This window comes from Stappia sp. ES.058 (genome assembly GCF_900105595.1).
Classification (GTDB): Bacteria; Pseudomonadota; Alphaproteobacteria; order Rhizobiales; family Stappiaceae; genus Stappia.
The window spans coordinates 3,940,834-3,958,207 of the sequence record NZ_LT629784.1 but is presented as its reverse complement, the minus strand read 5'-3'; the positions used below and the strand labels follow the sequence as shown (position 1 = coordinate 3,958,207).

The 17,374-nt window shown below is 58.0% G+C and carries 14 protein-coding genes and 5 pseudogenes; 7 read left to right on the top strand and 12 right to left on the bottom strand.

The genetic code is table 11. The annotated features are described in order from the left end of the window. Positions 1-195: 195 nt before the first annotated feature. Positions 196-435 (top strand): annotated as a pseudogene (locus BLU32_RS22385) (transposase); the annotation flags it as partial. Here the strand turns inward: BLU32_RS22385 and BLU32_RS22380 are convergent. Further along, a pseudogene (locus BLU32_RS22380) lies at positions 434-547 on the bottom strand (transposase); the annotation flags it as partial. The pseudogenes BLU32_RS22385 and BLU32_RS22380 sit on opposite strands and share 2 nt — an antisense overlap. A gap of 76 nt (positions 548-623) precedes the next feature. Between BLU32_RS22380 and BLU32_RS21920 the strand changes: the two are divergent. Then, positions 624-773: pseudogene (locus BLU32_RS21920) on the top strand (IS630 family transposase); the annotation flags it as partial. Positions 774-1,114: 341 nt separating this feature from the next. On the opposite strand, the pseudogene BLU32_RS22605 reads toward BLU32_RS21920, so the two are convergent. From BLU32_RS22605 to BLU32_RS18425, 8 genes and pseudogenes are all read right to left on the bottom strand, one after another. After that, positions 1,115-2,134 (bottom strand): annotated as a pseudogene (locus BLU32_RS22605) (ABC transporter substrate-binding protein); the annotation flags it as partial. Between the two features lie 313 nt (positions 2,135-2,447). Beyond that, positions 2,448-3,386, bottom strand: a complete 939-nt coding sequence (locus BLU32_RS18460) for an ABC transporter ATP-binding protein (RefSeq protein WP_197673638.1) — start codon at positions 3,384-3,386, stop codon at positions 2,448-2,450. Next, positions 3,383-4,369 carry an ABC transporter ATP-binding protein gene (locus tag BLU32_RS18455; protein ID WP_093809381.1) on the bottom strand — a complete coding sequence of 329 codons (987 nt, stop codon included), beginning with the start codon at positions 4,367-4,369 and terminating at the stop codon, positions 3,383-3,385. The genes BLU32_RS18460 and BLU32_RS18455 overlap by 4 nt, the downstream gene beginning before the upstream one ends. Continuing rightward, complete coding sequence (locus tag BLU32_RS18450; RefSeq protein ID WP_093809379.1) at positions 4,366-5,214, bottom strand: ABC transporter permease; 849 nt, start codon at positions 5,212-5,214, stop codon at positions 4,366-4,368. Before BLU32_RS18450 ends, BLU32_RS18455 begins: the two co-directional genes overlap by 4 nt. Beyond that, complete coding sequence (locus tag BLU32_RS18445) at positions 5,204-6,130, bottom strand: ABC transporter permease (protein ID WP_093809377.1); 927 nt, start codon at positions 6,128-6,130, stop codon at positions 5,204-5,206. Before BLU32_RS18445 ends, BLU32_RS18450 begins: the two co-directional genes overlap by 11 nt. Positions 6,131-7,329: 1,199 nt before the next feature. Next, the gene (locus BLU32_RS18435; RefSeq protein ID WP_093809373.1) at positions 7,330-7,800 is read right to left on the bottom strand and encodes an Lrp/AsnC family transcriptional regulator; all 471 of its coding nucleotides are present in this window, start codon (positions 7,798-7,800) and stop codon (positions 7,330-7,332) included. Between the two features lie 433 nt (positions 7,801-8,233). Then, entirely contained in the window at positions 8,234-8,710 is a 477-nt protein-coding gene (locus BLU32_RS18430; RefSeq protein ID WP_093809371.1) for an Lrp/AsnC family transcriptional regulator, read from the bottom strand. Between the two features lie 189 nt (positions 8,711-8,899). Beyond that, on the bottom strand, positions 8,900-9,877 hold the full coding sequence (locus tag BLU32_RS18425; protein WP_093809369.1) for a uroporphyrinogen decarboxylase family protein: 978 nt from the start codon (positions 9,875-9,877) through the stop codon (positions 8,900-8,902). 943 nt (positions 9,878-10,820) lie between these two features. Between BLU32_RS18425 and BLU32_RS18420 the strand changes: the two genes are divergently transcribed. Both BLU32_RS18420 and BLU32_RS18415 read left to right on the top strand, forming a co-directional pair. Further along, the gene (locus BLU32_RS18420; protein WP_093809367.1) at positions 10,821-12,275 is read left to right on the top strand and encodes an aminotransferase class V-fold PLP-dependent enzyme; all 1,455 of its coding nucleotides are present in this window, start codon (positions 10,821-10,823) and stop codon (positions 12,273-12,275) included. 70 nt (positions 12,276-12,345) lie between these two features. After that, entirely contained in the window at positions 12,346-13,320 is a 975-nt protein-coding gene (locus BLU32_RS18415; RefSeq protein WP_244501740.1) for a D-2-hydroxyacid dehydrogenase, read from the top strand. Positions 13,321-13,444: 124 nt separating this feature from the next. On the opposite strand, the pseudogene BLU32_RS18410 reads toward BLU32_RS18415, so the two are convergent. The 3 genes and pseudogenes from BLU32_RS18410 to BLU32_RS18400 all read right to left on the bottom strand — a co-directional run. Further along, positions 13,445-13,888: pseudogene (locus BLU32_RS18410) on the bottom strand (integrase core domain-containing protein); the annotation flags it as partial. Between the two features lie 180 nt (positions 13,889-14,068). Continuing rightward, positions 14,069-14,956, bottom strand: coding sequence for a metal ABC transporter permease (locus BLU32_RS18405; protein ID WP_256371448.1), 888 nt, complete (start codon positions 14,954-14,956; stop codon positions 14,069-14,071). A 343-nt stretch (positions 14,957-15,299) separates the two neighbouring features. After that, on the bottom strand, positions 15,300-15,767 hold the full coding sequence (locus tag BLU32_RS18400; protein ID WP_093809361.1) for a MarR family winged helix-turn-helix transcriptional regulator: 468 nt from the start codon (positions 15,765-15,767) through the stop codon (positions 15,300-15,302). Between the two features lie 63 nt (positions 15,768-15,830). Here BLU32_RS18400 and BLU32_RS18395 point away from each other — a divergent pair, with 63 nt between their 5' ends. From BLU32_RS18395 to BLU32_RS18385, 3 genes are read left to right on the top strand one after another with little or no spacing between them, the layout of a single operon-like run. Continuing rightward, entirely contained in the window at positions 15,831-16,301 is a 471-nt protein-coding gene (locus BLU32_RS18395; RefSeq protein WP_093811293.1) for a carboxymuconolactone decarboxylase family protein, read from the top strand. Beyond that, positions 16,298-16,735 (top strand): GNAT family N-acetyltransferase, encoded by a 438-nt coding sequence (locus BLU32_RS18390; protein WP_093809359.1) that lies wholly within the window; start codon positions 16,298-16,300, stop codon positions 16,733-16,735. The genes BLU32_RS18395 and BLU32_RS18390 overlap by 4 nt, the downstream gene beginning before the upstream one ends. Next, positions 16,732-17,373, top strand: coding sequence for an FMN-dependent NADH-azoreductase (locus BLU32_RS18385; RefSeq protein WP_093809357.1), 642 nt, complete (start codon positions 16,732-16,734; stop codon positions 17,371-17,373). Before BLU32_RS18390 ends, BLU32_RS18385 begins: the two co-directional genes overlap by 4 nt. The last annotated feature ends 1 nt before the right edge of the window (position 17,374 follow it).

The following is a 17,374-nucleotide window of genomic DNA, read 5'->3' as shown; positions in this document are numbered from 1 at the left end:
CCTTCGCCGTGCTTCATATGTGCTTCCTGTAAGAAAGCGCCTAACCGGCAAAACCAGTTAAGACATTGGAATTATTGACGCGCCTTGATGGCGACACTTCGAACGAGTTATACTATATCCCGCCGTTTCTAACTCACGAGGGATTTCCTGAAGGCGTATGACATGATTCAAATGGGCGAACAGGAGGTGTTCGCCATGCCCGCTCCGCTTGCCCTTCGGGCCGACTACGACGCATCTACCCTTCGCCGCCTTGCTCGAGGCAGTACGAATGCCAACCAGACACGCCGGCTTCTGGCTCTGGCGTCGATCTACGACGGCGCCCCGCGCAGTGCGGCGGCCCGGATCGGCGGCGTGACGCCGCAGATCATCCGGAACTGGGTGGTTCGTTTCAACACTGAAGGTCCGGACGGCCTGATCGACCGCAAGGCGCCAGGTTCGGGTGTACCTGATACTTGGCTGCGATCTCCTGGATCGTCTTGTCGCCGCGCAAAGCCTCAAGCGCGACCTTCGCTTTAAACGTGTCCGAAAAATTACGGCGTTTCGCCATTCTCGTATCCCTTCAGATCAATGGGATACACCCTAGCAACCTGTCCGGATTTCCGGGACCACTTCACACAGGCCCCTTCGCCAAAATCAAGCACTGGATGCGCGCCGCTCAGAAACCCACGATCGAAGAGACATGGCGGCACGCTGGACATCTCGTCTCCACGATCGATACCGCTGAATGTGCCAACTATTTCCAAACCGCCGGCTTTGCTTCCGTCAAAACGTGAAACGCTCTAAGCTCGGCACCGGATGTGACGGCGCGCCGTGGCGGGGAGCGTGACGGCCCCCGCCACGGTCTGCGGGATCAGGATTTTAATGTCAGGTCTTCGTAGGGTCCGGTGTAAGGATTGCCGGGAATGCCGTTCACCCCGTCGTAGTCCACGCGCGGACCAATGATCACCGGAAACGCAAATTCGACGACCGGCAGGAAAAGGGATTCATCGACCATTTTCTGCTGGATGCTAACGAGTTGTTGTTTCCGCTTCGTCGCGTCGAGCATTCCGGCTTGCTCCCGTATTGCGGTGTCCAGCTGGTCGTCCTTCACATAGGACAACGCACCTTCCGAGTGGACAAACTGCTGCAACCGGCTGGCAGCATTGCCCGGTGCGCCAGATCCAGTGAGCACGAGCCCGGACAGCTTCTTATCCATCACCTGCTGCAGAAAGGCGGTGCGTTCGGTCGAGCGCAAAGTGAGGTTGATGCCTACTGACCGGAGACTTGCCTGGATCAGCTCCGCCAGTTCGTCGTCAGAGCTCGTGTTCAGATCGCCGCCATCGAAACCGTCCGGATAACCGGCCTCGGCCAGAAGCTTCTTGGCACCTTCCGGATCATAGGGCGTCTCCGTTGGCTGCCAATAATAGTCCATGACTTGCGGAACGATTGAGTGTGAGACTTTACCAAGCCCTGCATATGCCACCTCGTTGATGCCTTTACGGTCAAGCGCCATGTTGGCAGCTTTGCGCACACGAACATCGCTCCACGGCGAGTCCGGATCGCCCATTGAGGCGAACATGCAGAAGTTGGTGACCGGAATCGCCGAAGACTCGACCCGCAGATCGGGTTGGGTCATTGCCTGCTTTACCAAGTCACCCTTGACCCCATAAGCGAAATCAACTTCGCCGTTTTGGATAGCAGCCAATCGAGTTGCCGGATCCGGAACGACCCGCAGCACAAGCGTCGGCACTTCCGGCTTCTTTCGCCAATAATGCTCTGAAGCCTCAAACGTAATCTGGGTTCCGGCCGCAAATTCGGCAAGCCTGTAGGGCCCAGCGCCGATCGGTGCCGATTTGAAACCATCTTCGCCGACGCTTTCCATATATGCCTTGGGCAACACCCAAGCGATGCCGCTGGCGGGTGTACCGAAGATAGTGATGAAATCCGGCCAAGGCTTCGAGAGTACATATTTGATTGTCAGCGGGTCAATGACCACCGCTTCCTTCACGAATTCGCGGATCAGTTCCTCGTTGGCACCGCTGTAACGGTCGAACGAGAACTTGGCATCTTCCGCCGTGATCGGGTCACCATTCTGGAACTTCAGCCCCTTCCGGAGAGTGAAGGTATAGCTTAGTCCATCTTCGGCTTCTTCCATGCTTTCGGCCAAGCTCAGCCCGGTCGCTTTGCCGCGTATCGGCCTAATAAGCGCGTCGTGCATGGCGTATTGAAGGATCAGTGGCGCCCCTGTCCCAGGCGTTTTGCCGGGATCAAAAAACAAGCTGGTCGGCGAGAAATGGATAGCCCAGGATAGCTTCTGGCCGTCGGCGGCGAGAACCGGGCCGACGAGCGAACTGGACAGCGCTGTGGTACCCAGCACCGATCCGATCGTCGCTATGGCTCGGCGGCGCGTCATTGAAAAATCAGTAACGGTTTTGCTGGTCATGGTTGGTTCCTCTCTTCTGGTTGGATCAAAGATTCAGCGTAGTGGCAGGCAACCATGCGACCGCGCACCTCGCGCAGAGCGGGGTCCCTTTCGGCGCAATCGGATCGCGCGTATGGGCAGCGTGTATGGAAATGGCAACCCGAGGGGGGTTAATCGGGCTCGGCGGCTCGCCCTTAGGCGGCAGCGTACCGGCCGTCGGATCGGCGGCGGCAAACAGCATCTGCGTATAAGGATGTGCCGGATCGTAAGCTACGTCCGATACGCTCCCGATTTCAACAACACGGCCAAGATACATCACCGCAATGCGATCGCTGATGGTGGCTACGGCAGCCAGGTCATGAGCAATGAATACGTAGCCCGTGCCGAAGGCGTCCCGCAGGTCCGCCAACATATTCAATACCTGCGCGCGGATCGACACATCAAGCGCCGAGATCGGCTCGTCCAGCACGATCAACTTCGGCTCGAGAATCAAAGCCCGGGCAATAGCGATCCGCTGCCGCTGTCCGCCGGAAAACTCGTGCGGGTAGCGGCTCAAGGAGTCATCCGGCAAACCTACACGTTCCAACATGGCGGCCGCGCGAGCGCGGCGTTCATTCGTTGAATAGAGACCGTGGACATCCAACGGTTCGGTCAACGTGGTGCCAATGCGCATCCTCGGATTCAGCGATGAATAAGGATCCTGAAACACCGCCTGCACTTCGCGCCGGTAGAGTCGCCGTTGCTCCTTGTCGAGCGTATTCGCATCGCGGCCGGAAATCTGCATCACGCCGTCGGTCAGCGTTTCCAGTCCCAACATCAAGCGGGCCAGTGTAGACTTGCCGCAACCCGATTCACCCACAATGCCGAGTGTTTCGCCGATATTGACCTGGAGGGAGACCCCGTCCACCGCGTTAACGATCCGCGGCGCACGGCCGTATTTCTTTACCACCGTGTCGAGAGTGAGCATGATCTGTTGGTCGGTCATTGGCTGACATCCTCTTCCAGCCAACAGGCGACGCGTCGGCCTCCATCCAGAACGAAGGCGGATGGCCGCTCCTTGTCGCATGGCTCGAAACGCTGCGGGCAGCGGGGATGGAAGCAGCAGCCCGAAGGCATCCGACCCGGCACCGGCGGCTGCCCCGGAATGATGGCAAGCCGTTCGTCGCGACTGCCAGCCGATTGCAGCTTGGGCATCGAAGCGATCAGGCCGCGGGTATAGGGATGCCGTGGCTGCTCCATGACCTCGGCGGTGGTGCCGGTTTCGACAAATCGACCGCCATACATCACACCGACTTTTTGGCAGGTCCGAGCCACAACTCCAAGATCATGCGTGATCAGGATCAGTGCAAAGCCGTATTCGCGTTGCAGCGATTTTAGCAGATCGAGATATTGCAGCTGGATCGTCGGATCGAGCGCGGTTGTCGGCTCGTCGGCGATCAAAAGGCGCGGCGCGCAGGCTAGCGCCACGGCGCCCGCCACACGTTGGCGCATGCCGCCCGACATCTCGTGTGGATAGGCTTCAAGCCGGCCCTCAGGCTCCGGGATCCACACGCTACGCAAGAGGTGTAGCGCTCTTTTCTTCGCATCTTTCCACGACAGCCGATCGTGAACCACCGATGGTTCCGCGACCTGGACGCCGATCTTCAGCCACGGGGTAAGCGAATGCAACGGATCCTGCAGGATTGTCGCCACTTCGGCACCCCGCATCTGCCGCAAGCGTGCCGGCGACATCTTGATAATGTCCTCGCCCGACAGCCGAATCTGCCCCGCACTAACGGTTAATCCGCGAGCTAACAGCCGTGGAATCGCTCCCGCCAATGTGCTCTTGCCCGAACCGGATTCTCCAACGATGCCCAGCGTTTCACCTTCGCCAAGCCCAATGTTAACGTCGTCAAGAATTCGGATCTTCCCGTCAGAACCGTTAACATCGACCGTCAGCCCTTCGATTTCCAATAGTTTTGTAGTCATCGCGTCTTTGCTTTCGGATCAAAGCGATCTCTCAGGTAGTCGCCTAGAATGCTGGCGGACATTACGGTCAGGAGGATGCATATGCCAGGCAACACCGTCAGCCACCACTTACCAATCATCATCGGCTGCTTGCCGTCCGCCAGCATCAGGCCCCAGGCCGGATAGGGGGGCGGCACACCAACACCGAGGAACGACAGCGAGGCCTCGGTGACGATAACGACGCCGAGCATCAGCGTGGCGAGGACCAGTGTCGTGTTCAGCACGTTGGGCAGTATGTGCCGTACCATGATGCGCAAGGACGAGGCGCCGGTCACCACTGCGAGCTTAACGAAGTCCCGCTCGCGCAGAGACAGCACCTCGCCGCGAACCACCCGTGCGTAGCGCGTCCAGTAAACCAGACTGAGAATAAGCACGACGTTTACCGCGCTTTGTCCAACCATTGCCGCCAAGAAAATCGCAAATACCAGGGACGGCATCGCCATCCAGGCGTCGACCACGCGCATGATGACCTGATCGGCGAAGCCGCCAAGATAGCCGGCGGTGATTCCGAGCGCGGTGCCGACAGCTCCTGCAACCAGGACCGCCGCAAGGCCGACCGCGAGCGACACCCGCGCGCCATAGATCAACCGTGACAACACATCACGTCCCAAATGGTCAGTACCCAGCAGATACTCGCCGCGACCGCCTTCGCTCCAGACCGGCGGCAACAGCCGCGCGGACAGCGTACTCGCAGTGGGGTCATGCGGCGCGACGAGCGGAGCGAGCAGCGCGAGAATGCAAAAGATCAGCAGTAGCAGTGCCGCGGCACTGGCTGTGAGATCGAGGCCACCATATCTATTCCGCATGACGGATCCTTGGGTCGATTGCGACATAGAGCAGGTCAGTCGCCAGATTGAGAATTACGATCATCGAGCCCGACATCAAAACCACGGCCTGGATCACGGGAATGTCGCGTAGCGAGATCGCTTCGTAGAGCAGCCGGCCGATACCGGGCCAAGCGTAAATGGTCTCGATCACCACAGCGGCATTGACCATCAGCACAAAGTTGATCGCGGCCAAAGTCACCACGGGAATGAGCGCCCCCGGCAGAGCGTGCCGCAGGATGACACGCCATTCCGGCATGCCCTTCAGTCGCGCCAGCCGCACATAGTCCGATTGCAGCGACTCGAGCATTGCCGAGCGTGTCAGGCGCAGGTGCGAGGCGGCGAAATACCAACCAAGCGAAATCGCCGGCATCACCAGATGCTGCCACGTGCCGCTACCCGAGGACGGCAACCAGCGCAGATGCACCGAAAAGAACATGATCAACAGCATGCCGAGCCAGAATGCCGGCATCGACATGCCGATCAATGCCAACACCGAGCCGGCGCGGTCTAGGAAGCCTCCCGGCCGCGCGGCGGCGGTCACGCCTATGCCGATACCCAGCAAGACCGACCAGGCGAATGCCGTTCCGGCCAGCAGAAGCGAAGCAGGCAATCTTTCGAAATAGAGACCAACGGCGGATTGGCCGTAGTAGATCGACGTACCGAGATCCCCGGTAACCGCACCCTTAATGAACTTGATGTACTGCTCCCACAGCGGCAAATCCAATCCAAGCCGCTCGCGCAAGGCGTCGATGTCAGCCTGGCTTGCCCCGGGCTCGAGCATCATGGCAACCGGGTCGCCACCGACCTTGCTGAAAGCGAGAACAGTCAATGCGAGAATGGCAAGTGATATGGCGGCATAGACCAGACGCCGCAGAAAGAACTTTGCGCTGGGCATCAGGCACAGATCCCTGTTGAATGCACGCCCGCACTGATGGGGACTGCAACGATGGCCCCATCATTGCTCGGATTAATCGAGCCGCGCAGCGTCATAGGTGGACGCAGTCCGTCCGGCTCCGTCCGCAGGGGGGTGTTCTCGCAGATCAAGTCAGTGGCCCAGATTTCGGAAAATTCAGCCCGATCTTGAGCGCGGGATAACGCGTCCCTTCTGTCCATATCGGTTCCGGCAGGTATGATCGGCCACGCGTAATCGAGAAGGAACCTGGTTCGCCCGACTTTAGCTTTGGTAAGCCGAGCATAACGTATCTTCTCGCCGGACGTCTCATGGCGGCGATCACCTGTCTGCCGACTGGTCTCGCTGTGGGCTGCCGAAAAAATGGCGCCGCCGTAAGACATTCGTCCAGAACCGAAACTTGTATTCGCTTGCATGCGTTTGTCCGCCCATTGGGTTGGCTGCTGACGAGCAGGCTAACAAATGCGCGTTGGAGAGTTTTGTGAAAAAATAAAGAGGAAAAGAGTTTTTTCGCAGAGTCTGATTGCAATTATACCAAATTGGGCGATCACATTATCCACGATATATCGAAAAGCCGATATTGATCGTTGGCGTGTTGTCGGTTGCCGACCGAAATGCCGCACGAGATACCGGCGCCCGTACCGTAATGCGGTAGGCGAAAGAACGCGCCAGGTGCCGACAGAGGGTTTCATGGCAACGATCAGGCCGAGCGCCGGAGAGACAGATAAACGTCGTAGGGTTTGGAGCGCTTTGCGCTCTGTCGATATTTCCAAACATCACTCTCGACGTCGGGTCCACCCCACATCGTGAAACGCGCCGGGTTTGCCGGAGACCCCGGTTGGCAGGAAATCGATCAAGACAAGCAAGAAGACGGGCCAATTTCCTGAAAGCTGGCCCGTGCGGTTCGAGTGGTGATGGAGCTTGACGCAGATCAGCCCTCGCGCTGAGTGGACTGTATCCTGAACCTCCTGCGTTTTCTGGTGGAATCCGTTTACGGTTCCCGGAAGAGCAGGTCATCGGCCTCTTGGCGGAGCAGAAGGCGGGAACGAAGACTGCCGGCTGTGCAGCAGGCACGTATCTCGGAAACTGAAGCTCGCGGTGAGGATCAGATTACAAAACAGAACGGAATAGCATCGATACTCGACGGCCTCCCACTGCTGGCGAAAGCATGAAGAAATCGGCAGTCAGCGCAAACGAGCGAGGTCCGCGGCTCGGTTTTCGACAATGGACTCCATGGAAAAAAAACCGGTGACAGTCGCCAGATCGAAATTGGTAATAAGCCTCTGGTAGAAAGCATCATATCCGGCCATGCCTTTGGTTACTACCTTGACAAGATAATCCCAATCTCCCCCAATCCGACAGAAATCAGTTACCTCTGGAAGACGCTCTACATGGTTGCGGAAGTCAGCGGCCCATTCCTTTGAATGATGCCGGGTACGGATCATCACAAAGACGGTGAGGTCGAGTCCGAGCGCAGCCAGGTCGATTGTGGCACGAGTGCCGAGGACGATACCGGCGGATTTCAGCCGCTGAAGCCGGCGCCAACAGGCGTTTTGCGAAAGTCCGACTTTTTCGGCGAGGTCACGCTGCGAAATCGAGCCGTCCATTTGCAGGCAGGTAAGGATCTTTAGATCGAATTCGTCAATTTTTGTCATAACAGCGATCGCATGATCTGTCTGCGGGTCGACCGCAGTAGCAATTCAATTGACCTGCTCCCCGTTTTGTCCACGTTCATAAATTAGCCCTGTTCACGTTGTGATCCGTTTCCGACCGGGTTGCAAATTCGTTCGGGGTGAGCCTGCCCAGGCTCGTGTGCAGCCCGATAACGGAGTGCGGCGTATCGAGCTCTGCAGCCTCGGCGGCGCACTTCAGACATGCCAGCCTGATGCCCCCTTCAAAATGCCGATGATCTGCTCATCGGAAAACCTGGACCGTTTCATCGCCTGTCTCCTTCGTCAGGGCGCAGGCCAGTCTAACCTCAAAGTGGGGAAAACTCAGTGGAGCAGGTCACATGGCAAGTTGATCGTTGTCCCGAATAAGTGGGCCGCGCGCTATCGTCTGATGTGACTGTAGTCAAAAATATCTCATTCATTTCTTTTGAACCGCAAAATGAAGAGGAAGAACAGTTGTTGATTTTATTTCTTCCATCGAAAACATTGCAGATATTTCATTTATTGAAACGCGCGAAATCAATTTTTTATAAAAAATATCGTATGATTTTACATCAGGAACGACGACTCTGATCAAATAATCAATCTGACCACTTAGTCTATGAAACTCCATGACTTCCGGTAGCCCGGCAACGTGGTCGTGGAATTCCTGCAGCCACTCTATACTATGATTGGTGGTCCGGACGATGATAAAGGCAGTCAGGCTGCAATTTATTTTCTCTTTGTTTAGAAGAGATACCTTGCCGCGAAAATAACCCTCGGACTCAAGGCGTTGTATACGCCGCCAGCAAGGCGTTGTTGTTAGATTTACAGCTTCAGAGATTGCTGCCACAGAAATACTGGCGTCTTCTTGTAGCAATTGCAGGATTTTGCAATCAATTTGATCAAGTGCCATTTTTCCTACCGTCCAGTTATTGCGTTTTTAGATCGCGTAAAAGGCTGCCAAATATAAGACAGTCCAAAGCTGCGGAGGGGCGTCTTGTGAATGCAATGACAGATAGCCCGCACGCTGACGGGTATCTCTCATCCCATCGTCGCCAAACTGCGCTCTGGCGACGATGGGATGAGTACCGCAGAATCTGTGCTACTGGAACAGCTTGCTGATCGATCCTATGAGTTCCCGGGGGGTGTCCGGATTGATGGAACAGTCCGGACCCAGAAGATGGGGGCGCCCGCGCATCTCCTCAAGCGATTGGCGCCCATGGTCCAGCAATTCTGCCTCTGACATTGATTTGATGGAAGGCTTTCCAGGCAGGCCACCCAGCACCGCCTTCTGTGTGCATTCATGCACTTCGCTCAAACTGGGATTTTTCGATGTCGTTGCCCAGCTAAACACTGACGCGGGATAATCCTTCAACTCTTCGAATAGAATATGGTCGCCACACATGTGGAGAATGTTGAAGGGCCCCTTGGAGGCATGGAGTATCGGGGTGTCAAACGGTCTTTGAAAGCGATTGAATTGCTCGGGCGTCATCATGCCGTGATTGGCCAGATTAGTCGCGTAGAAGATGCCTTCGAAGCCTGCTTCGTGACAAAGCCCGGCATATTCCGTCAGCGTTTCGGATATGGCGGCCAGGCCCTCTTCGAGTTCCCGTGGGGATTCGATCATCAGGTTCCTGAGGTCCGCGTATCCGTCGGGAAACATGAAAGATGCAACCATCAATGGCGAAAACACCGTTGCGACAATTGGAACGTCTTTTCCGACGGCGTCGCGGATAAGCGTGTATGCCTCCAACTGCTCGGCCAATGCGCCGCTTGAAGGATCCGCCGGCCGTAGCGAAGCGAAATCTTTTGCGTTCTGTACCGGAAAGTATGTTGTCGTAGGCCATACGGCTCGCTGTGTGGACGGCTCGATACACAGGCCCCACATTTGTGCAAAACACATGGGGCGGGATTGCGGCTTGAGAAAGTCCCAGTCAAAGGCCTCGTACAGTTCGACGGTTTCGTCACGCAGTTCCTGCGCCGTGTTCTCTCGCGCAAAATTATGCAACCAAAGGCTGAACGGTGTTCTGTCCACTGGATCTCCGGCGATGGCCGCCAAGACGCGTTCTTTCTTGTTCATGGTCTGCTCTGCTTGTGTTTATTGGCATGTCTTAAGGGGCAAGCATTGTCTTCGACGCCTTTAAGTCACTGAACGACGCGCCCTTCAATTTTGGAGATGCAATCACAATATCCAGGCGTTGGGCGGTGGCTGGTACCGCCAAGCTTTCCCCGAATGCTTCATCGCCGCGATCGCGCGGGTGCCTTGGTGCGAGGACATAATCTTCGCACTGCTTCACCGATCACAGTCGCGCACCCGCAGTGACTAGCGAGATCGTCAGCGTACTCTTCCCAGGTTAAAAATGGCTCGCCATCACGCGCCTCCTTCTCAGCGAAAACATTCTGCAAGGCGCCCCATCCGCGACCTCGAGCCTTCTGGTGCGAGCGCAGGCCGCCAACCGCCATCTGATATCCTTGCTTACCAAGCTAGCGCAACAATGCTGCCAAATAGCGACATTGATTCCATATCTATGCTATGTCAATAGAAAAAAGTAGCACATAATTCTAGAAATATGACGATGCGCGCAGTTTATTCGTTATGAGAGAGGCTGGCAGAGCGAAAGAGCGGTTTCGCGGGGGGCGTGCAACTGAAGGTTGCGTAACATTTCGCAATCACATGCCTTTTAAAAGATAATATGCAGCATAAAATGCTTCATTGCGGCGCAAAATATGGAAAAAATAGAATTGATTTCAAGCATTTCGGGGAATAGCTTGCTTGACGCCGCTTCCGTATCGCTACGGGTGCGGCGGAGCGGCGACAGATGGATTTCATATATCCGCGCCGGGCGTTTTGTTGCGGAACTACAACGAACTGCCTGGCGGTTTGAAGTCGCATAACGTTCGTCAAGTTGGTGCGAACACTCCGTAGCCGAATGGTTTGAGTGGATGGGATTCGCGCCTGTTTTCTTTTTCGGACGCATTGCGCGTCGAGAACCTTCTAGCCTTCGCGATGATGGAGTTGCACAATGAATAATCGTTTCCATACCTCATCGCTCAGGCAGTTCAGGGAAAGCCTGGATGGAGCCGGGTGCGTTCAAGAGCTTCGGGAAGGGCTTGTCGGCGAAGGTTCGCCCATACCGGGGGCTTTCGGAGACAGGCCGCTTGTCTACGCTGACTATGTCGCGTCAGGGCGTGCGCTGCACCAGATCGAAGACTTCGTGATGAGCAGTGTCCTGCCGTTCTACGCCAATAGTCACACGGACGCTTCGTTCTGCGGCGGGTATATGACCCGGCTTCGCAACGAGTCGCGTGAGACCATTGCCCAGCTTATCGGTGCTGACGATGAATACGCGGTTATCTTCACGGGCTCGGGCGCAACCGCAGGCGTAAACCGTCTCGTTTCCCTTTTTGGGGTCGATGTCGCGGCGCGCCGAGGCGAGCGCCCGCTGGTAATCATCGGTCCATATGAACATCACTCGAATATACTTCCTTGGCGTGAAAGCGGCGCTGAGGTCATAGCGGTGCCGGAAGGTAAGGCTGGCGGTCCGGATTTGGCGGCGCTCAAGCACATTCTAGAGCAAACGCGCGATCGGGCTCTGCGCGTTGGTGCTTTTTCCGCTGCTTCCAACGTCACGGGTATCGTGACCGATGTGGATGCTGTCACCGCTCTTTTGAATAGCGAAAATGTTCTGACGATATGGGATTACGCTGGTGGTGCGCCATATCTCCCGATTGATGTGCGTTCTCCGCATGGGGTCGGAAAAGACGCGATCGTTTTGTCGCCGCACAAGTTCATCGGCGGACCGGGTGCATCAGGCCTGCTGGTCGTCAGGAAATCCGCGGTAGTTGCAAAGAAGCCGACATTGCCCGGCGGCGGCTCGGTTTCCTTTGTATCTTTGGATGATCAAGATTATCTCGACGACTTATCGGCGCGTGAAGAAGCCGGCACGCCTAACGTGGTTGGAGATATAAGGGCAGGATTGGTGTTCCTGATCAAGGATGCCATTGGGCAAGAGTTCATCGACAAGAGAAACAGCGCCTTAGGCGCGCGCGCGATTTCGGTGTGGAAAGACAATCCCGCGCTCGAACTTCTCGGGATCGACAAGGGTCCTCGGCTGCCGATTTTTTCCATGCGTGTGCTGAATGATGGCTCGCTTGTCCACCATCAGCTATTTACAAAAATGTTGAGCGATTCCTATGGGATTCAGGCTCGCGGCGGGTGTGCTTGTGCAGGTCCCTACGCGCACCATTTGCTTGGGATCGATGAGGCTACCTCGCAAATGCTCCGCGAGAAAATCAAGAGCGGAGACGAGCTGGCCAAGCCGGGCTGGGTACGATTAAATTTCAGCTATCTCATGGATGATGAGAAAGCTGACTATATCATACGCTCCGTCGATGCGCTAGCGCGCGATCCCTCGGTCGCATCACGCTATGCGGTGGACAAAAAATCGGCTCGCTTTAAAGCCGATAAAGTCGCGTAATCATATTCTTTCTCGTGTCAATCGCGTAGTCAAACACGACTGCGATAATGCAACAGATCTGGGGACTGCGGTGAACGGCAAACGTAAGAAAATTGTTTTTGTTGATAGGGAAACAATCGGCCCCGATGTAGACTTGGTGCATCCGGAAACCGATCATGAATGGATAGAGTACGAACGCACGGACCCGGTAGATGTTCTTGACCGCATAACGGGCGCCGAGATTGTCATCACAAACAAGGTTCCGCTTGCAGGTGAAGTGATAAAGACCGCAGCGACGGCCGGGTTGAAGATGATTCAGGTAGCCGCGACCGGCTATGACGTCGTGGATGTTCAAGCGGCCAAGGCTGCTGGCGTAGCGGTCTCAAACGTGCGCAATTATGCTGGCGCCACGGTGCCTGAACACACATTTGCTCTTTTGCTCGCCCTGCGGCGTAGCATTGTAGGATATCGCCAGGATGTCGAGAGGGGTGAATGGTCGAAGTCCGGCCAGTTTTGCTTCTTCAATCATCCGATCCGGGAACTCGCCGGATCAACCATCGGTATCATCGGTGAAGGTGCGATTGGGCAGAGCGTTGCCGGTATAGCCAGAGCTTTCGGCATGCGGGTTTGGTTTGCTTCCCATAAGGGTGTCGAGGGGCTGGGACCGCTCTATACCCCTTTCGATCAGGTGATTGCCGAGAGCGATGTGATAACGCTTCATTGCCCGTTGAGCGAAAAGACGCGCAACATGATAGCGATGCCTGAGTTCAAAGCGATGAAACGGCATCCGCTCATCATCAATACAGCCCGCGGTGGCCTGGTGAACGAGGCGGATCTGCTGGCGGCGCTCGATCAGGACCTGATTGCCGGTTTTGGTTTCGACACGCTCGTCACGGAACCGGCGGCCGATGATGATCCGATGATAGCTGCCCTTGATCGGCCGAATGTCATCGTCACGCCTCATGTCGCATGGGCAAGCAGTGAAGCCATGCAGGCTCTGTGGAATCAGGTCGCCGATCAGATAGATCGGTTCGTCAGCGGTTCTTCTTTTAACAGGATCGTGTAGGTCGCCCGATTCTACGCATCGCGGGCGAACGCAGCGCCGCATATGGCACGACCGGAGCAATGTCTCGGCAGCCTCATGAGATCACCGCACGCGGCCAGCGCGTGTTGCTGACCATTCCCCGACGCTAGGTTTTCGGTCCCGGCATTTGATGGATGGGATCAAGCCTGAATCGTTCTGGCCCTGAAGTCCAGACCTTGCAGGTGTATTCATAGGGCGTGAGACCGCGCAGGGTCTTCAATCGTCGCGCAAAATTGTAAGCGTCGATGAAGTCGGCGAGATGCGCTTTGAGCTGGGCGTGATCATCGTAGTGGAAGCGCTTGACGGTAGCCTCCTTGATGGTCCGGTTCATCCGCTCGACCTGACCGTTCGTCCAGGGATGCCTCACCTTGGTCAGGCGGTGCTCGATGCCGTTTTCCCGGCAGCGCATGTCGAACATATGGGTCATGTATCGCGCCGTCGGCCCGTCGGCATATCGCGGCAAAAAGGTGAACTGGATTCCGTTGTCGGTGAGAACCGTATGGATCTTGTAGGGCACGGCCTCGATGAGCATCGCGAGGAAGGCTGGAGCCTTTCAAGGGATTGCGATATGGTATTCCGTGCGGATCCGCCCGATCCGAAGGATGCTCGAGCTGACGTTGACCTGCGGCGTCAAAGCCCTCGACCGGGAGAACAGTCCCGCTCTTTGGGCTTTTCCTTGCATCTCTCGTCATCTCGAACGCCATTTCAGTCATGGCAACAGGTTCTGACCCTAGCCCTGCCCCCGAACGACACCGATACGACGGCGGTGCGGAGCCGCAAGGCAAGCAAGGGCGAGAATGACGCCGGACACCGCCGCGATCATGCCCGCGGCGCTCACCGCGTTCTGTGCGCCGAACCAGAGCGGGCCGTAGCCGGCCAGCACATATCCGACAACGGCCGATAGCGTGGCGAAGACGACGCTCCAGCCGACCTGGGCCTCCAGCCGGTTGGTCATCAAACGGGCCGCCGCCGGAGGACAGATGAACATCGCGATGACGATGATCGACCCGACCGCGTCGAAGGCCGCAACCGCCGCGACCGCCGAGGCGGCCACGAGCGCCAGTCCGATCGCTCCGGTCGGCACGCCGAGCGTCGCGGCAAAGCCCTCGTCAAACGTCGACAGCTTGAGCGGGCGCCAGAAAACGAACGTCAACACGGCGATCGCGGCCGCCACCACCGCAATGCGCGGCAATTCGGTCGGCAGTCCCGCAAGCGCCACCGGATCGAGCAGAGAGCCCCATCCGGTGGCGTCGAACCAGATCAGGCTTTCCAGATTGCCCATCAGCGCATGCTCGACATCGAGATGCACCGCGCTCGTGTCGGTCTGCTCCAGCAACAGGACGCCGCCGGCGAACATGGATGTGAAAACGACCCCCATGGCGGCCCCCGGCTCGATCCGTCCGACCCGCTTGATCGTCTCGATCAGAACCACCGCGACCAGCGCCGCCCCGGCCGCGCCGATCAGCATCGGCAGGGCGGCAATGACCCCGGTGGCGAGGAAGGCGACGACGATGCCCGGCAGCACCACATGGCTGATCGCATCCCCTATCAACGCCTGCCGGCGCAGGATGAGGAAATTGCCGGGCAAGGCACAGGCAATCGCCGACAGGACGCCGATCAGGATCGGCGTGAGCGAGATCGTCGCGCCAGCCCAGACTGGTTAGGTCGCAACGACACCCCGACAGCCTTGCCGAGATTTCGCATTTCATTGGCCCGGCGCCGGAATTGCACGCCTTTCTGGAGTGCCATGTGCTTTCCGGTCGGGCACTCCCCGAGGGCGCCATCACCGTCGACAATCAGCTGATGGACCGCGACCTGCTTCTTGCGGGTGCCGTCGCTGTCGGCCCCCTCTCACTCTCGCCTTCCCAAACCGCGCCGAATCACGCCGCGCCTGCGCGCCTTCGCCGAGGCGCTGGTGGCGGAATTCGACTGAGCCACAGCCCGTCCTCCTCCCTGCCTCGTCAGCCCTCAACGCCCCGAGCCGCCGCGACCAGCCAGCGACGGACCGTTGCCTGCTCCGCCCTGGAGAACCCTTCGGCCAGTTCGTCCTCCAGCGCGTAGACAAGCGCTTTTGCCTGGGCCAGCACCGCGCGCCCCGCCTCGGTCAGCGCGATTCTCCGTTTGCGCCCATGCTCCTGATTCGGGTAGCGCAGGATCAGCCCGGCCTTTTCGAGGTTCTGCAGGATCGTACTCATCGTCTGCGGGGTCAGAAGCGCGATCCGGGCCAGATCGGCGCTTGAATGCTCCGGATAGGCGTCGAGCATGGTCAGAGCGGCGAATTGCGGCTGGGTCAGCCGGGTTGCGCGCAGGACCGTTTCCACCCGATTCCGGTAGCCGTTCGCGGCCTGGCGCAGAAGGTAGCCTAGATAGCCATCCTGCCCGCGCTTGCCCTCCCCTTGCTCCGGAGGGTCCGTTGTCGTCTTGCCCATTATCAGAACTCTGATATTAATGTCAGGATTCTGACAATATCACCTATAGGGGCCATGTCCAACATGACGACCAAACGCAGACTGACCTATGCCGATTTTGAAAGGGACTTCCCTGAAGCACTGACGACATTGCTGGCGATGAGCAAGGCGGTCGATGCCTCAGGGCTCGAGAAATCCATAACCGAATTGGTGAAACTGCGCGTCTCGCAGATCAACGCCTGCGCCTTCTGCACCGAACTACACCTGCGGGTAGCGCGGCGCACCGGGGTTGAAGAGGCAAAGCTAGACCTGCTGCCCGCCTGGCGCGATACCGCACTCTACAGCGCGCGCGAACGCGCGGCGCTCGCCTGGGCCGAACATGTCACCCAGACGCCCACGGCCGGACTGCCCCCGGACGCAAGCGCTGCGCTGGACAGCGCCTTTGCAGAGCCCGAGCGGGTCAACCTCACCATCGCCATCGCCAATATCAACGCGTGGAATCGCATCGCCGGCGCGCTGCATTTTCGCACCATGGCAACGGCGGAGGCAAGATGAGCCCGATCATTCCGGTCGAGGACGCCGCCGCCGTCGCCACCTGCTTCGAATTGATGCGGCAACTGCGCCCGCATCTAAAAACCGTCGCCGAATTCGTGGCCCGCTGGCAAAGCCAGGAGGCCGAGGGCTACCGGCTGCTCGCAATTTACGAAGACGGCAGGCCCGTGGCGCTGGCGGGCTACCGGCTTCAGAAGAACCTGATGCACGGGCGGCACCTCTACCTTGATGACCTCGTGACCGAGCAAACCCGGCGCAGCGGCGGGCTTGGCCAGCGGCTTCTCGACCATGTGCAGACCATAGGTCACGCAGAGGGATGCAGCAGGTTGAGCCTCGATACCCCGCTGTCAAACGCATTGGGGCATCGCTTCTATTTCCGCCAGGGAATGCTCGCCAGCGCCTTGCGCTTCAACATCCCCCTGACGAGCGCGGAATGAGGACGCTGCTCCACATCAGCGCCAGTTCGCGAACCGCGCAATCCCACAGTCGCCGACTTGGCCAGTGCGCCGTCGAGCGTCTCCTGTCGGCACACCCGGCGCTGACGCTCTGCCACCGCGACTTGACGCGCCCCGCCTTGCCACACCTGGACGAAACCTTCGTCGAGGCCAGCCTGCGCACACCCTTGGAACGAAACGCCCAAGACCACGAATCTCTCGCCCTGTCCGAGCGCCTTATCGCCGAGATGGAGGCGGCCGAAGTGATCGTCATCGACTTCCCGATGTACAACTTCACCCTGCCCTCCGGCCTGAAGGTCTGGGTCGACCACGTGCTCAGGCCCAACCGGACCTTCCGTGCCAACCCCACCGGGAAAACCGGATTGCTCGCGGATCGCCCTACCCTTTGCATCATGGCCGCAGGTGGGCGCCTTGATGGGCCCGGCGCCCAGCCCGACTTCGCCACGAGCTATCTTCGCTTGGCGATGAAGACCGCTGGCATCCAAAGCATCCAGTTTTTTATCGCCGATCGCACGCGGCACACCGAAAGCGGACGCGCGGAAACGACGGATCAGAACTTTGATTGCTGGATCGAAGGCCTGCTGCAGACGGTAAATTCGCATCACGCTCCACATCCGTAGC

What these genes read in the sequence shown, in the direction of transcription:
- BLU32_RS18450 (WP_093809379.1), bottom strand. Translation starts at nt 5,214, where the DNA reads ATGCGGAATAGATATGGTGGCCTCGATCTCACAGCCAGTGCCGCGGCA.
- BLU32_RS18420 (WP_093809367.1), top strand. Translation starts at nt 10,821, where the DNA reads ATGAATAATCGTTTCCATACCTCATCGCTCAGGCAGTTCAGGGAAAGC.
- BLU32_RS18400 (WP_093809361.1), bottom strand. Translation starts at nt 15,767, where the DNA reads ATGGGCAAGACGACAACGGACCCTCCGGAGCAAGGGGAGGGCAAGCGC.
- BLU32_RS18460 (WP_197673638.1), bottom strand. Translation starts at nt 3,386, where the DNA reads ATGACCGACCAACAGATCATGCTCACTCTCGACACGGTGGTAAAGAAA.
- BLU32_RS18385 (WP_093809357.1), top strand. Translation starts at nt 16,732, where the DNA reads ATGAGGACGCTGCTCCACATCAGCGCCAGTTCGCGAACCGCGCAATCC.
- BLU32_RS18430 (WP_093809371.1), bottom strand. Translation starts at nt 8,710, where the DNA reads ATGGCACTTGATCAAATTGATTGCAAAATCCTGCAATTGCTACAAGAA.
- BLU32_RS18455 (WP_093809381.1), bottom strand. Translation starts at nt 4,369, where the DNA reads ATGACTACAAAACTATTGGAAATCGAAGGGCTGACGGTCGATGTTAAC.
- BLU32_RS18445 (WP_093809377.1), bottom strand. Translation starts at nt 6,130, where the DNA reads ATGCCCAGCGCAAAGTTCTTTCTGCGGCGTCTGGTCTATGCCGCCATA.
- BLU32_RS18435 (WP_093809373.1), bottom strand. Translation starts at nt 7,800, where the DNA reads ATGACAAAAATTGACGAATTCGATCTAAAGATCCTTACCTGCCTGCAA.
- BLU32_RS18390 (WP_093809359.1), top strand. Translation starts at nt 16,298, where the DNA reads ATGAGCCCGATCATTCCGGTCGAGGACGCCGCCGCCGTCGCCACCTGC.
- BLU32_RS18425 (WP_093809369.1), bottom strand. Translation starts at nt 9,877, where the DNA reads ATGAACAAGAAAGAACGCGTCTTGGCGGCCATCGCCGGAGATCCAGTG.
- BLU32_RS18395 (WP_093811293.1), top strand. Translation starts at nt 15,831, where the DNA reads ATGACGACCAAACGCAGACTGACCTATGCCGATTTTGAAAGGGACTTC.